We start from the raw sequence: 14,547 nt of genomic DNA, 5'->3' as shown, positions 1-14,547 counted from the left end.
CAATTGAATAGGTCGGCCCGGTTTTCGCCGGGCCTTTTTTCTGCTGAGATACACATCTATGGAATAGGGAGAGGGACATGGCGGCGTTGAACGAAGATCTCGTCTTCAAGGCGCTCTACGAAACGTTTCCCGATCCCGTGATCATCATCGACGCCGAGCGTATCATCCGTTCCGCGAACAATGCAGCACTTCGCCAGTTCGGTTATCCGTCCGCGGAGTTCATCGACAGATCCGTGCGCCTGATCTACGCGACCGATGCGGAATATGCCAAGCGCCTGCAGAACCGGGCGGCGCGCGTGGACGAAACCGCCCCCCGGACTTCGAACTATCTTTATATCAGGCGTGACGGATCGACATTTTCCGGGCATCTGCGCACCACGCCCCTGATCAACGACCAAGGCGAGGAACTGGCGCTTATCGGTATCATCAGAGACGTTTCGGACCTGACCGAAGCGGTGAGCGAACGGCAGAAGGCTTCCGAGATGCTGAATGCAGCCCTCGAAGCAATGCCTGAAGGCTTTGCCATCTTCGACAGGGAGGAACGGCTGGTCGTCTATAACAGGGCCTATCAGGCGATCTGCGGGCCTGCCGGTCCGGCACTCAAGCCCGGCATCACCGCCGAGGAAATCCTGCTCTTGGCGCGCCAGGGCGGTCACTACCCGGACGCCTTGCCGGGCACGCGCGAAGGCAACGAATGGATCGCCTCGCGTCTGCGCGATTTCCGCTATCCGGACGGAAAGCCGAAGATCCACCGCTATGCCGACGACCGCTGGCTGAGAGTGGAGAACATCAAGGCCAAGGATGGCAACACGGTCGTCGCGCGTGTCGATGTCACGGATCTGAAGCGCGCCGAGCTCGCGCTCGAGCGGCAACGGCAGGAACTGGAACACAAGAACGAGGCACTCGCTCAGTTCACCGCCACCGTTTCCCACGATCTCAAGGCGCCGCTTCGGCACATCTCGATGTTCTCCGAGATGATCGAAGACGACCTCAAGGCAGGCAATCAGACCGAACTTGCGGAAAATGCCCGGCACCTGCGCGACAGCGTCCGGCGGATGAACCGCGTGGTCGACAGCCTGCTCGACTATGCGCAGATCGCGCATCGCATCACCGACTGGACCCAGGTGCGGCTGAGCGACGTCGTCTCGGAGACGTTGACGATTCTCGCCGGTGACGCAAACGACGCAAACGCAACCTTCGAGGTAGGCCCACTGCCGGAACTGGAAGGGGATCCCGAGCTGCTGCGCCGCCTGGTCCAGAACCTCGTCGGCAATGCGATCAAGTACCGGCACGCCGACCGCCCTCCGGTCATCCGCATCCACGGCAGCGTTTTGCACCAAACGGTGGAACTGGTCGTAGAGGACAACGGAATCGGCATCGATCCGCGGTTTGCGACGCGCATCTTCGAAGTGTTCCAGCGGCTGCACAAGGATGAGACGGTCTATGGCGGCACGGGAATCGGCTTGTCGCTCGCCAAACGCATCGCCGAAAGCCATGGCGGTTCGATCTGCCTTGACACGAGCTTCCGAGAAGGCGCACGTTTCATCGTGTTGCTTCCGAGGTGGCTGAGGAAGGCGAAGTAGGGCGGAACAAGGTGACCTCGACGCCAAAGCGATTGCTCTTGGTGGAAGACGACGCGCACGATGCGCGTTTCGTGATGCGCGCCTTTGCCCAGATCGACAAATCGATCGAACTCGTCCTGGTGACCGACGCGGACGAGGCCGTGGAACAGCTCTCCAGCGGGCACTTCGACTACATGCTGATGGATATCAAGCTGCCCGGCAGCGATGGGATCGAGCTCCTAAGGCGCGTGCGCAAGAGCCGTGCCACTGCGCTCATCCCGATCATCGTGCTGACGTCCTCGATCAATCCGGCCGACGTGCTTCACTGCTACGGTGCCGGCGCCAATGCCTATGCGGCAAAGCCGTCTTCGGTCATCGAATATCGTCGCTTCGCCGAAGCGTTCATTCGCTTCTGGGTCGAAAGCACAATCCTGCCACCGGGCATGAGCGCGCGCCGATAGGCCAGCTGTCTTCACGCGATCGATAGTACACGCCACGTTTTTTTGGGGAATGGGGTCGAGCGCACAGGCGCGCATCCGTCCGGGCGCAGCCGCGCCGGAGAAAACAACCGGCGGAGCATTGCTGCTCCGCCGGTCGATGTCGTTACTCTGCGGCTTCCGCGTAGCTTTCGAGCGGCGGGCAGGTGCAGACGAGGTTGCGGTCACCGAAGACGTTGTCGACACGATTGACCGGCGACCAGTACTTGTCGACCCGGAAGGCGCCCGGCGGGTAGCAGGCCTGCTCGCGCGAATAGGGGCGATCCCATTCGCCGACCAGGTCTTCGACCGTGTGCGGAGCGTTCTTCAGCGGGTTATTGGTCTTGTCCATGCGACCTTCCTCGATCGCACGGGCTTCCTCGCGGATGGCAAGCATTGCCTCGCAGAATCGGTCGATCTCGGCCTTGGTTTCCGATTCGGTCGGCTCGATCATTAAAGTTCCGGCAACCGGCCAGCTCATGGTCGGGGCGTGAAAACCGCAGTCGATCAGGCGCTTGGCGACGTCGTCAACAGTCACGCCGGCGCTTTCGACCAGCGGACGGGTGTCGATGATGCATTCATGCGCGACACGCCCCTTCGACGACTTGTAGAGCACCTCGTAGGCGCCCTTGAGCCTTGCTGCGATGTAGTTGGCGTTGAGGATCGCCACCTTCGTCGCCTGGGTCAGGCCTTCGCCGCCCATCATCAGGCAGTAGCTCCAGGAGATCGGCAGGATCGAGGCCGAACCGAAGGGAGCAGCCGAAACCGCGCCGTCCTGGCCGTCCGTTTCCGGGTGGCCGGGCAGGTATGGCGCCAAATGCGCCTTGACGCCGATCGGGCCCATGCCGGGACCGCCGCCGCCATGCGGAATGCAGAAGGTCTTGTGCAGGTTGAGATGGCTGACGTCGGAACCGATGTCGCCGGGGCGGGCAAGGCCGACCATGGCGTTCATGTTGGCGCCGTCCATGTAGACCTGGCCGCCGTGCTTGTGCACGATTTCGCAGACCTCGCGCACATTCTCCTCGAACACACCGTGCGTCGAAGGATAGGTGATCATGCAGCACGAGAGATTTTCGGCATACTGCTCGGCTTTCGCACGGAAATCTTCCATGTCGATGTCGCCGTTTTCGCTGACCTTGATGACGACCACCTTCATGCCGGCCATCTGGGCCGACGCAGGGTTGGTGCCGTGCGCCGAGGTCGGGATCAGGCAGACGTCGCGATGGGCGTTGCCCTGCGCAAGGTGGTATGCACGGATTGTCAGGAGACCGGCATATTCGCCCTGTGCACCGGAGTTCGGCTGCATGGAGATCGCGTCATAGCCGGTGACGGCGCAGAGCTTCTCCGACAGGTCTTCGATCATGTGCTGGTAGCCAGCCGCCTGATCCTTCGGCACGAAGGGATGGATCTCCGAGAATTCCGGCCAGGTGATCGGCAGCATCTCGGCGGTCGCGTTCAGCTTCATCGTGCACGAGCCGAGCGGGATCATCGCCCGATCGAGCGCCAGGTCGCGGTCCGACAGACGGCGGATGTAGCGCGTCATCTCGCTTTCGGCGCGGTTCATGTGGAAGATCGGGTGCATCAGGTATTCGCTGGTGCGCAGCAGCGGCTGCGGCAGGCGGTAACCCGGCTCGAACTCTTCCACCTTGAAGTCGCCACCGAAGGCGCGCCAGACGGCTTCGAGCGTGACGGGGCGCGAGCGCTCGTCGAGGCTGATGCCGATCTTGGTCTCGCCGATCTTGCGCAGGTTCACTTCCTCGGCGACCGCGGTCTTGAGGATGATGCCCTGCAGCTTGCCGACTTCGACGGTGATCGTGTCGAAAAACACATCGGGCTCGACCGTGTAGCCGAGCTTTTCGAGGCCCATGGCGAGACGAACGGTCTTCTGGTGAACGCTCTGGGCGATCGCCTTGATGCCCTTCGGTCCATGGAAGACGGCGTACATCGAGGCCATGACGGCGAGCAGAACCTGCGCGGTGCAGATGTTCGACGTCGCCTTTTCGCGGCGGATGTGCTGTTCGCGGGTCTGCAGCGACAGGCGATAGGCGCGGTTGCCGCGCGCGTCGACCGAGACGCCGACGAGACGGCCGGGCATCGAGCGCTTGTGTGCATCCTTGACGGCCATATAGGCCGCATGCGGCCCCCCATAGCCGACCGGAACGCCGAAGCGCTGGGTGCAGCCGATGGCGATATCGGCGCCCATTTCGCCAGGCGACTTCAGAAGCGCCAGCGCCAGCGGATCGGCGGCAACGGTCGCGATCGCGCCAGTCTGGTGCAGGCGGGCAATCAGGCCCGTGAAGTCGTTCACATGGCCGTAGGTGCCCGGATACTGGAAGATCGCGCCGAAGACGTCGACCGGATCGAGATCGGTGAAGGGATTGCCGATGACGATCTGCCAGCCGAGCGGCTCGGCGCGGGTCTTCAGAAGCGCGATCGTCTGCGGATGGCAATTTTCGTCGACGAAGAAGGACTTGGCCTTCGACTTCGAAACGCGCTCGGCCATCGCCATCGCTTCAGCGGCTGCGGTCGCTTCATCGAGAAGCGACGCGTTGGCAACGTCGAGGCCAGTCAGGTCGCAGACCATGGTCTGGTAGTTGAGCAGCGCTTCGAGGCGGCCCTGGCTGATTTCCGGCTGGTAGGGCGTATAGGCCGTGTACCAGGCCGGGTTTTCCAGGATGTTGCGCTGGATGACCGGCGGCGTGATCGTGCCGTAGTAGCCTTGGCCGATCAGCGACACGAGCTTCTGGTTGCGGTTGGCCGTTTCGCGCATCTTGTCGAGCGCCTCGCGCTCGGTCATCGGCGCGCCCCAGGCAAGCGGCGTTTTCTGGCGGATCGAAGGCGGCACGGTGTCGTCGATCAGCGCATCGAGCGTCGGGTAACCGACGACCTTCAGCATCTCGTCCATTTCGGCCGGCGACGGGCCGATATGACGCCGATTGGCGAAGTCATACGGCTTGTAGTCCGTAAAGGTGAAATCCTTGGGCATGCTCATCAGGCGACGAGCTCCTTGTAGGCCGCTTCCTCGAGGAGGGCATCGGCATCGCTGGGGTTGGCAAGCTTCAGCTTGAAGAACCAGGCAGCACCCTGCGGGTCGCTGTTGACGAGCGACGGGTCGTCGACGATCGCCTGGTTCACTTCGACGATTTCGCCGTCAAGCGGACAATAGACGTCAGAAGCTGCCTTGACGGATTCGACGGTGGCGGCGCTATCGCCCTTGGCAAAGTTCGAGCCGGTTTCCGGCAGTTCAACGAAGACGAGATCGCCGAGCTGGCCGGCGGCATGCTCGGTGATGCCGACGGTTGCGACACCAGCTTCGATCTTCAGCCACTCGTGTTCCTCAGTGAACTTCAACATGTGCGCTCTCTCCTGATCAGCGTTTGTAGGTTTGTTTGACGAAGGGAAGGGCGGCGACCGCCACCGGCAGGTACTTGCCGCGCACTTCCGCAAAAAGGGTGGTGCCGTTCTCGATATGGCCGGCATCGACATAGCCCATGGCGACCGGGCCATCGACCGAGGGGCCGAAGCCACCCGAGGTCACCTGGCCGACCGGGGTCTTGCCCTCGGCATCGGCAAAGAGGTTAGCGCCGCCGCGAACCGGCGCGCGTCCCTCGGGCTTCAGGCCGACGCGGCGGCGCGAGGCGCCAGCGGCGAACTGGCCGAGGATACGATCGGCACCGGGGAAACCACCTTCGCGGGCGCCACCGGCGCGGCGCGCCTTCTGCAGTGCCCATTCGAGCGCCCCTTCGACCGGGGTCGTGGTGGTGTCGATGTCGTTGCCATAGAGACAAAGACCGGCTTCAAGGCGCAGCGAATCGCGGGCGCCAAGGCCGATCGGCTTCACATCGGGATGTTCGAGCAGGCGCTGGGTAACATCGACGGCGGAGGCAACGGGAATGGAGATCTCGAAACCGTCTTCGCCGGTATAGCCCGAGCGGGAAATGATGCAGGTGACGTCATGCAGGTCGGCTTCGGCGACGTCCATGAAGCGCATGGCGGAGACATCAGCCCAGAGTTCTCCGAGCACGGCTTCGGCGTGCGGGCCCTGAAGCGCGATCAGCGCGCGATCGTCGAGCATCGTCACGTCGCAGGTATCGGAGAGACCGGCCTTCAGGAGCTCGAAGTCGGCGTCCTTGCAGGCAGCGTTGACGACGAGGAAGAGATGGTCGCCGCGGTTGGTGATCATCAGGTCGTCGAGGATGCCGCCTTCGGCATTGGTGAAGAGGCCATAACGCTGGCGGCCCTCGGCAAGGCCGAGCACATCGACCGGCACCAGCTTTTCGAGCGCCAGGGCCGCGTCCTCGATCTTCCCGGACTTCGGCCGAACGATGACCTGGCCCATATGCGATACATCGAAGAGACCGGCAGCAACACGGGTGTGCTGGTGTTCCTTCATCACGCCATCGGGGTACTGCACCGGCATGTCGTAACCGGCAAAGGGTACCATGCGCGCGCCCAGCGAAAGGTGCAGCGCATGCAGCGGCGTCTGTTTCAAATGAGGATTGTTTTCCAAATCCGGCCTCCAGGTCTGGCGCTCCCGCGCCGGCTCACACTTCCGGCGTCAATCGCCGTCGATTCGAGCCCCCTCTGTCCCTTTGCCTGAGATTGTTATCCCTTCGGCGAGCGTAAAAACGCTTCTCTCCAGAGTCCTACCGGCACCTTGCTGGTCCTTTGGCCTGAGAGTTTCCGGGGCGGTTGCTCCTTCGGCACCGGAGCGAACCGGCTTCTCCCAACAAGATCGTCTCCAGATAACGGCGAAGGCCAGAGCTTGGCAAGGGGGCGGTGTCGCGCTGAAACACATTTTTGTCGCATGACCAAAAGACGCAGCCGGGCAGGGTGCGGCAATTCTGCCTTTGCATTCTTCTCCGGTTGAGGATAACCCAAGACAGATACCGGGGATAACCATGACAGGGCGCGACGGAAAATTCGGGATAGCAGTGCGGCTGATCGCCGTCTTTGCGCTCGTTTTCCTGACCTTTGCCCACAAGCCGCTCAGCGCCAAGACGCTCAGCCCGGCCGAAATTTCCGCCTATCAGCTGCCTGACGGAACGATCGCCGAAATCTGCTTCGGCATGGATGGCGTCGACCATGAAAGCGGCAAGGGCCAAGCGATGGCCCCGGTCTGCGAGGCCTGCCGTCTTTCGGGCTCTATCCTGCTGCCGGCTCCGCCAACCGAGAGCGTTCGCGCCGAAACGGGCGCCTGGCAGGTTTCGACAGTTGTCGCTGAATACGCGACGCCCCATCCGCATCTGCGGTTGCTGCCGCCTTCGCGCGGGCCTCCGGCGCGTTCGTAACTCTCCTCTCGCATCCCAATACAATTTGCCGCGTTCAAGCGGCTTGGACCACCGGACACCGGGCAAAGCCCGGCGCGTGGTCAGGAGATTCCGACATGACAAAGACCAGGATCGTTTCGCTTTCGCTCGGCCTTACCCTTGCCGCAAGCGGCATCGCCCACGCCCATGCCACCTTCGAGAAAGACACGGCGCCGGTGGAGACCACCTTCAAGGCGGTGCTGCAGGTTCCGCATGGCTGCGACGGCAAGCCGACGACGGAAGTACAGATCAAGCTGCCGGAAGGCTTCGTTTTCGCCCAACCGCAGCCGAAGCCCGGCTGGGAAATCGAGATCATCAAGGGCGATTACCAGAAGACCTATGACAATCACGGCAAGAAGGTCTCGTCCGGCCCACTGGAGATCCGGTGGAAGGGCGGCAATCTTCCCAACGAATACTACGACACCTTTGTCGTGCGCGGCAAAGTCTCGGGCTTCGACAAGGAGACAGTGCTGGCCTTCCCGACCACACAGCTTTGCGGCACCGAAGGCAAGGTCGTCTGGGACCAGGTGGCTGCCGAGGGCCAGAACGCACATGACCTGAAAAGCCCGGCACCGACCGTAACGGTGACGATGGCCGATGCCGCCGATCCGCACGCCGGCCATGGCGGACATATGGCTGCGGCCGGCGGCTCGGCGAAGGTCGGCGATCTCGATATCTCCGGTGGCTCGGTGAAGGCCATGCTGCCGGGCGCCAAGGTCGGCGGCGGCTTCCTGACGATCAAGAACGGTGGGGCAGGTGAAGACCGGCTCGTTGCTGTCGAGAGCCCTGCGGCCGCGCGTGTCGAGATCCACGAGATGAAGATGGAAAACGACGTGATGCGGATGCGCAAGCTCGACGACGGCGTGGCATTGCCGGCCGGCGAAACGGTGGAGCTCAAGGCCGGCGGCCTGCATCTGATGTTCATGGACGTGAAGACGCCCTTCAAGGAAGGCGATACGGTTCCCGTCACGCTCGTCTTCGAAAAGGCCGGCAAGGTCGATGCGACGTTCCCGGTCGGCTCGGCCAAGGGCGGTGAGGCAGCCGGCGGCCAAAAGCATCATTGACCCGAGAAATCGCGATACCGCCTCAGGCGGCGTCGCTTTCATCCTCCTGGCCGGCGGGTTCATCCTGCCGGCCTTCGTTTTCCTGCTTCTCGGAACCGCCGTCGTCATCGCGCATGAATTCGAGATAGCGGCGCAGGGCTTCGGCTTCCGAGCGCTCCGGCAGACGGCCGTCGGCCGTGGCCAGCATGAAGGAGAGGGGCAGGGCGCCTTTGGTCTTCGGGATCGAGACCGGCGTCAACTTGGGCTCTTCGGTGCGCCGCGCCGAGAGCAACGTGATCGCTTCATCGGTCGGACCGTCGCCACGCACACGTGCAGACGGCTTCAGCGCTTCCGCCGCATAAGCCGCCGTCGTTGCGGATACTGTGACGACCTGTGTCACGTTTTCTCTGCCTTCCCGTTAGCAATCCATTCTTGTCGCTCAGTTTCACCTGAAGGCGGGTAAAAACTGGTGGTTGCATTTTAGGAAAACTCTAACGATGGTCACTGCGAGCGGTGCGAAGCGGGGCGGAACACCACTAATACTTGCGCGATCGCTAAAGTTAAAACACACTCGTTCTAATAGAAACGGGGAGGCTGTCATGACTGAGCGAAGCATGCTGGAATTCAGGGTGCGGGCCCTTTATCTCGCCCGCGATGTCAACGACCTCGACACCATGATGGCGCAACTCGATCCGAACTTCAGCTTCCGCATCGTGGGAAGCGGCAGGCTCGGCACGTTGGCACTGGCCGTCAACACGCCGGAAACAGTGCGCGACAGTTTCTCGACGCTCGTCAAGAACTGGGACCTGAGCGAGATGGAGATGGTCGGCTGCTATGCCGATGGCGATACCGTCATCGTCCACCGCGCCGGCTTTGTTCGCTTCATCCCGTCGCAGACCCGCGAGCGAACCGAAATCATCGACAAGTTCACGTTCCGGGACGATCGGATCGTCGACCTTACGGAGTTCGTCGATACCCTGTTTGTCGCCGAAACGATCGGGCTGCTGAACGAGCCGGCCGTTGCCTAATCCTCCTCGGCGCTCGACAAGATGAGCTTTTGAACCGCCGGCTCCTGGGAGCGAATGGCGTTCATCAACACCGCTAGGCGACCCCGTAGGCTGTGGACCTGGTCGAGCAGTTGCATGGCCACGTCGACGCCGTTGTCATTGACCCCCATGGGGCCCGTCAGATCCTGGATCAGCCGCGCGCGCGCAAGGTCGGCATCCTCGAACAGCCAGCCGGCGTCAGCCTCCTGGGGCATCAGCCAGCGCTGCTCGACCCAGATGCGCAGAACCTTGACCTCGATATCGAGATGTTCGCAAAATTCACGGTCGTTCATAGGTCATCCTCCCATGCCCTTGCGCGGATCTTCCGTCTTGCCGGCGGCCCAGCCTTCGACGAAGGCGGAAAGCGCCGGGTCCGGGGCCTGCGGCAGCACGATCTTCAGGCTGACATAGGCATCGCCATGGCCACCGCCCGGCTTGTGCAGTCCCTTGCCCTTCAGCCGAAGCGTCTTGCCCGTGTTGGTGTGCGGAGCGATCGAAACGTTCACGGCACCATCGATCGTCGGAACGCGGATCTTGCCGCCGAGCACGGCCTCGCTCAGCGATATCGGCACCTCGTAGCGCACGTCGTCACCATCCGTGGCAAAGAGCGGATGCGGGCGGACGCGAATGTCGATCAGCGCGTCGCCAGCCGGTGCGCCGTCGCGACCCGGTTCTCCCTTGCCGCGCAGCCTCAGCGTCTGGCCATCGCGCGTGCCGGGCGGAATGGTCAGGTCGAGCGCCGGTCCGCCGCCGGGCAGGGTGATCTGGGTCTTGGTGCCATTGGCCGCGTCGAGAAATGCGATCTCCATCGAGAAATGGGTATCGCGACCGCGCTGGCGCTGCTGCTGCCCGCCCGCGCGCCGTGAAAAGAAGCTCGAAAAGATATCGTCCGCTTCGGCGAAATCAGAAAAGCCATGCGCGCTTTCGTAACGTGCCCCCGCATCGCCTGATTGGGCATAGTCGCGGTAGTAGTGCCGGGGCGGCGTTTCCGCTCCGGTCTCGTCTATCTCTCCGCGATCGTATTTTCCGCGTTTGTCTTCGTCTCCAAGCAAGGAATAGGCCGCTGAAACCGCCTTGAAGCGGTCCTCCGCGCCCTTGTCTCCCGGATTGAGATCCGGGTGCAGCATCTTGGCAAGCTTGCGATAGGCGCTCTGGATGTCCTTTTGCGTCGCGTCGCGGCTGACACCGAGCGTTTCGTATGGGCTCGTCATGCGATCTCCTTTGGGCGAGCGCGGATCGACCACGTTCCCCGAGCCTTGCCGGGCCGGCGCGTGCGTCTTCAATCGCTCGCCTAAAAGCATAGAGCAGATTTGCGCCCGCGACAGGGGCGAGACGCCGCGCGAACTCCACCATTTCGCGAATGAGAGCGGTCTGCTACAATCCGCCGCGCAAATGCACGCTTAAGGGGCGTAGCGCCCCGAAGCTTCGGGAGGTCGAAATGTCCGTCCGCCTGCAACTCGCGATCATGGTCGGCCTGATGATCAACGCCATCCTGTTCGCCATCGGGATCCTGATCGTTCTGTCGGTACCGGCCCTCACGGCCAACGCCAAATATGCGATCCCGATCGTGGTCGTCAGCTGTTTCCTCGTCACGCCGTTCATCGCCTGGATCATGGCGCCGCGACTTCGGCTGCAGTACTGGAGAGAGCGCGAACAGACCAACCGGCAGCGCCCGATCTAGGCGACCTATTCATCCATTGTTGACCGTGTCCGGATTGCCGCCCCATAGCGGGCGGCAATCGTTGAAGATTGCATCTTCAACGATCATAGATTTTGTTATACCACCATTTTAGTACTTGTTTTCTAACCGGCTCCGCCTCAGATTCTCCCAAGTCTCAAGGACATAGCCGGCATGCAGGCCAGAAGGGGACTTCATGAGAACGATCGTATTGTTGCTTGCGCTCACCACGCTGGCCGCCTGTTCACAAACCTACAATGGTCCGCCGCGGGTCGTCGGCGGTGATGGCGACTACTACCAGGGCATCGTCGCGCCGCGGTAGGTGCCGGCGTCAGAATCGGTCATTGGGCGATCGCTCAGGCGGGGCATGCCGGTCAGGTCTCGGCCTTGAGTGCGTGCCGGGATGGGGCTGATCAAGTCCGATCGTCTTTCCACGTCCAGCTGCCATCCTCCCGGCAATCCAGGAAGGCGCCGTAAAGGTCGCGTGTATCGCCTTCCTCGCCGTTGTTGATGCAGGTGATCGAACTCTGGCGGAGAAGGCTCAGGGTGTTGCGCAAGGCCTCACGACCAAGCGTTGCCTCGATCCGGTCGAGAAACACATACCGTGGTCTGGCGAGAAGCACCTTGGCGAGGGCCAGGAGTTGCTGGTCGCCCAAGGACATATCCCGATCCTGTTCCTTCTCCAGCCCCTCGGCGCCATCGGCGAGCCCACCGAGACCGAGGCTGCGCAAGACATTGAGCACCTGGCTATCGGAGATGCCTTCGGAACTTCCAGGCGGCAGAAGATATTGCCGAAGAGGACCCGGCGGCAGATAGGGTCGTTGCGGCAGAAACATCAGACTTTCCGGGCGCTCGATCCGCCCGGTGCCGGCGGTCGGAATTCCCGCGGTGGCCCGGAAGAGGGCAGCCCCCGCGGCCGCATGCGGCCCTGAGATCAGCACAGGCGTTCCCATTGGGATCGACAGCGACAGATCGCGAAGCAATGGGTGGGTGACTGCCGATCCCAGCGTTACCTGGTCAAAGGCCAGATCGCCGTCTTGCTTCACCAGTTCGATGCACGAGACGCTGCTTTTTCGGCTTTCCTCGATTGCCTCCAGCAAGGCGCTCAGTCGAGAAACGACGACGGCGAAATTCGAGATCGAATTGAACTGTCTGACGATCAGCGAGAATGCGCCGACAAGCATGGCGAAGGCTGCACCTGATTGGGTAATCACCCCAAACTCGATTTCGCCGCGCATGAAAGCCGGAGCGATGATCAAATCCGGGATGATCTGGATCATCCAGTTGTAGCCGCTGGTAAAAAAGGCCAGGTTGCGATTGACGGCGGTAATCGTCAGGATGTTGACGACCAAGGCATCGAGGCGATCTAGCAATCGCGTCTTCTGCTGCCCCTCGACGCTGGTCACCATCACCGCTTCTGCGTTTTCGCGCAGGTGCATGAGGCTCGACCTCAAGTTCGCCTCCCTGTCGAGCCGCTCATAGTTCAGGCCGATCAGCGGCCGACCGAGCACGATCGTCATATACGAGCCGCAGGCGGCATAGAAAACAGCGACGACAAACAGCAGCGGGCTGATCGACCAGAGCACGCCTGAGAACGTCACCACCGTCAGCGTGCTGCTGAACAGCATGATGATGTAGGAAAGCGTGGTGACAGTGAACGCCTGGATGTCCTCCGATATCCGCTGGTCCGGATTGCTTAGCGTCCCCGAGACTTCCACGCGATAATAGGTCTCCTCCTCCAAATAGAGATCGACGGCGCGTCTCGTCATGAATTCACGCCACAGCAGCGCCAGCCGTTCTTCGACAAAACGTGCGATAACACCGGTCACGGTGAGAACGGCAAAGACGCAGACGTAGAAAACCGCTTGCCGAATGAACTCGCTCATCTGGCGCTCGGCGATCGCCGTCATGAAGTTTCGGCCGACGTAGTTGTTGACGACGTTGAGGCCGTTCAGACCGAAAAGCAGCGCAATAAGCCCGGCAAACATCAACTTGGCACGGCCTCCGACCTCGGAGGTCAGCAGCATCCGGACAGCCCGTGCGAAGCGAAGTGCGGTTGTTCTGATCGGCACTGGCTGGCTGTCCATCAGAGTACCTTTGTTGCTTTGGCCGTCAGAGCCAGCCGCCGGAGAAGCCTGCCCGTCGCAATCCCACCACCATCGGCTCGCAGCGGCGCATGATGTTCCACAGCAGGCCGGTCCTGTAGTTCTCGATCATCAGCACCACGGGGCCTTGGTCGATGCCGAAATGATAGGGGCTGACCCACCAGCCGGATTCGGTTCCTTCCGCCGGAAAGCTGCGGTTGAAGGAGGGCCTGAAGCCGTAAAGCCTGGTCATGCCGAGATCCATACGGGCACAATTCCAGACCGTCGGTATGACGATTTCCGGCGCGAAGGGCAGGGAGGCGACGACTGCCCAGGGCGACACGGTCCCATCGTCAGGACCGAAGGGGGCGCCGCGGGCGATGTAGTCGAAGAAATCCCGCTCGACACCGTTCACCGTGCGCTTGGTCCAGCCGGGACCATCGCTTGCGGTGAAGCCCCAGCAATGCTCGCCGTAGCCGACGAAATTCAGCGGGTTGCGGATGGCATATTCCTGCTGGACGAAGGTCGCGTGGCGACTGTTCTGGAAATAGTCGCTGTTGTGCTCGCGCATGAATTCGTCGCGGATGCCGCGGAAATCGACCCACATATGCGAGAGTTGGTGGGTGAAGAGCGGTCCCGAATAGAGCAATTCGCGCCCGTAAAGGTTCCGCCAGTCGTAGCTTGCGGTGTAGGCCGCATAGGCTTCCGGCGGGAGCGGGTGGGTCGGTGAGCCGAGGCCGAGGATGTAGAGGAGCAGGCCCTCGTCGTAGCCGCGCCAGCGATAGGGGATGAAGCCGTTTTCCGGCCGCCAGCCGTGGGTGAGCGTCAGGCCGTGATCGCAGGCCCAGTTCCAGTCGGCTCGTTCATAGAGCGCGTTTGCCACCCTGCGGATTTCAACTTCTTCGGCGCCATCGCCGTCGAAATAGGCGGCCACTGTCAGAGCACCCGCGAAAAGAAAGGCGGAGTCGATCGTCGAAAGCTCGCACTCCCAAACGCGCCTGCCGGTTTCGATATCGAGGAAGTGGTAGAAGAAGCCCTTGTAGCCGGAGGCGTCGGGTTCCGGTCCCTGCGGGCATTGCAGGAGAAACTGCAGGCGTCGACGCGCGATCTTTGCGGCAAATTTGCGGATGACGATGCCGCGCTCGACCAACACCGGGATCGTGGCGAGCGCCATGCCGATCGCGGCGATGCTTGCGGGCGCGTCTTCCTGCGTCTTGTCACGGACCAGGCCGTTGTCCGGGTTGGTGCAGTGGAGATAGTAGAGCAGCGTCGTGAACTGCAACCGGGCAAGATCCTGCTCGGTCGGCATGCGGTTCAGTTCGGGATCTGTCGACAGCAATTCCGACATG

General features: G+C 62.0%; 15 protein-coding genes and 1 riboswitch. Of the genes, 7 read left to right on the top strand and 8 right to left on the bottom strand.

Going from position 1 to position 14,547, the window contains the following annotated elements; all coding sequences use genetic code 11:
- Positions 1-77: 77 nt before the first annotated feature.
- Both BLU15_RS00070 and BLU15_RS00065 read left to right on the top strand, forming a co-directional pair.
- Complete coding sequence (locus BLU15_RS00070; protein ID WP_090293834.1) at positions 78-1,583, top strand: sensor histidine kinase; 1,506 nt, start codon at positions 78-80, stop codon at positions 1,581-1,583.
- An 11-nt stretch (positions 1,584-1,594) separates the two neighbouring features.
- Positions 1,595-2,023 (top strand): response regulator, encoded by a 429-nt coding sequence (locus BLU15_RS00065; protein ID WP_127889067.1) that lies wholly within the window; start codon positions 1,595-1,597, stop codon positions 2,021-2,023.
- Between the two features lie 142 nt (positions 2,024-2,165).
- Here BLU15_RS00065 and gcvP read toward each other — a convergent pair whose 3' ends face one another.
- Genes gcvP through gcvT form a run of 3 tightly spaced genes read right to left on the bottom strand, consistent with a single transcriptional unit; the run spans position 2,166 to position 6,548 of the window.
- A complete protein-coding gene (gene gcvP, locus BLU15_RS00060; RefSeq protein WP_090293832.1) occupies positions 2,166-5,030 on the bottom strand; it encodes an aminomethyl-transferring glycine dehydrogenase in 2,865 nt (954 codons plus the stop codon).
- The gene (gene gcvH / locus BLU15_RS00055; RefSeq protein ID WP_034794310.1) at positions 5,030-5,392 is read right to left on the bottom strand and encodes a glycine cleavage system protein GcvH; all 363 of its coding nucleotides are present in this window, start codon (positions 5,390-5,392) and stop codon (positions 5,030-5,032) included. Before gcvH ends, gcvP begins: the two co-directional genes overlap by 1 nt.
- A gap of 16 nt (positions 5,393-5,408) precedes the next feature.
- Complete coding sequence (gene gcvT, locus BLU15_RS00050; protein WP_060520768.1) at positions 5,409-6,548, bottom strand: glycine cleavage system aminomethyltransferase GcvT; 1,140 nt, start codon at positions 6,546-6,548, stop codon at positions 5,409-5,411.
- A 141-nt stretch (positions 6,549-6,689) separates the two neighbouring features.
- Positions 6,690-6,777, bottom strand: a riboswitch (glycine riboswitch).
- Between the two features lie 162 nt (positions 6,778-6,939).
- Between gcvT and BLU15_RS00045 the strand changes: the two genes are divergently transcribed.
- Together BLU15_RS00045 and BLU15_RS00040 are read left to right on the top strand one after the other, a co-directional pair.
- Complete coding sequence (locus tag BLU15_RS00045; RefSeq protein WP_090293831.1) at positions 6,940-7,329, top strand: hypothetical protein; 390 nt, start codon at positions 6,940-6,942, stop codon at positions 7,327-7,329.
- Positions 7,330-7,424: 95 nt separating this feature from the next.
- The gene (locus tag BLU15_RS00040) at positions 7,425-8,411 is read left to right on the top strand and encodes a copper chaperone PCu(A)C domain-containing protein (RefSeq protein WP_034794300.1); all 987 of its coding nucleotides are present in this window, start codon (positions 7,425-7,427) and stop codon (positions 8,409-8,411) included.
- 22 nt (positions 8,412-8,433) lie between these two features.
- On the opposite strand, the gene BLU15_RS00035 is transcribed toward BLU15_RS00040, so the two are convergent.
- Positions 8,434-8,790: a hypothetical protein gene (locus BLU15_RS00035; RefSeq protein WP_034794298.1), complete on the bottom strand. Its 357-nt coding sequence runs from the start codon at positions 8,788-8,790 to the stop codon at positions 8,434-8,436.
- A 199-nt stretch (positions 8,791-8,989) separates the two neighbouring features.
- On the opposite strand from BLU15_RS00035, the gene BLU15_RS00030 reads away from it, so the two are divergent.
- Complete coding sequence (locus tag BLU15_RS00030) at positions 8,990-9,418, top strand: nuclear transport factor 2 family protein (protein ID WP_060585136.1); 429 nt, start codon at positions 8,990-8,992, stop codon at positions 9,416-9,418.
- Here the strand turns inward: BLU15_RS00030 and BLU15_RS00025 are convergent.
- Together BLU15_RS00025 and BLU15_RS00020 are read right to left on the bottom strand one after the other, a co-directional pair.
- Positions 9,415-9,729, bottom strand: coding sequence for a chaperone modulator CbpM (locus tag BLU15_RS00025; protein WP_060520771.1), 315 nt, complete (start codon positions 9,727-9,729; stop codon positions 9,415-9,417). The genes BLU15_RS00030 and BLU15_RS00025 overlap by 4 nt on opposite strands.
- A gap of 3 nt (positions 9,730-9,732) precedes the next feature.
- Positions 9,733-10,647, bottom strand: a complete 915-nt coding sequence (locus tag BLU15_RS00020) for a DnaJ C-terminal domain-containing protein (protein ID WP_090293829.1) — start codon at positions 10,645-10,647, stop codon at positions 9,733-9,735.
- Between the two features lie 227 nt (positions 10,648-10,874).
- Here BLU15_RS00020 and BLU15_RS00015 point away from each other — a divergent pair, with 227 nt between their 5' ends.
- A complete protein-coding gene (locus BLU15_RS00015) occupies positions 10,875-11,117 on the top strand; it encodes a hypothetical protein (RefSeq protein WP_060520773.1) in 243 nt (80 codons plus the stop codon).
- Positions 11,118-11,310: 193 nt separating this feature from the next.
- Positions 11,311-11,436, top strand: coding sequence for a hypothetical protein (locus tag BLU15_RS40570; RefSeq protein ID WP_255380881.1), 126 nt, complete (start codon positions 11,311-11,313; stop codon positions 11,434-11,436).
- Positions 11,437-11,527: 91 nt separating this feature from the next.
- Here BLU15_RS40570 and BLU15_RS00010 read toward each other — a convergent pair whose 3' ends face one another.
- Together BLU15_RS00010 and BLU15_RS00005 are read right to left on the bottom strand one after the other, a co-directional pair.
- Complete coding sequence (locus BLU15_RS00010; RefSeq protein WP_090293828.1) at positions 11,528-13,201, bottom strand: ABC transporter ATP-binding protein/permease; 1,674 nt, start codon at positions 13,199-13,201, stop codon at positions 11,528-11,530.
- Between the two features lie 25 nt (positions 13,202-13,226).
- Positions 13,227-14,546, bottom strand: a complete 1,320-nt coding sequence (locus BLU15_RS00005; RefSeq protein WP_090293826.1) for a glucoamylase family protein — start codon at positions 14,544-14,546, stop codon at positions 13,227-13,229.
- Position 14,547: the final 1 nt, after the last annotated feature.

This window comes from Ensifer sp. YR511 (genome assembly GCF_900103045.1).
In the GTDB taxonomy this organism is placed as follows: domain Bacteria; phylum Pseudomonadota; class Alphaproteobacteria; order Rhizobiales; family Rhizobiaceae; genus Ensifer; species Ensifer adhaerens.
Note: the sequence above shows the minus strand (reverse complement) of the source record. Positions and strands in the feature narration are given on the sequence as shown.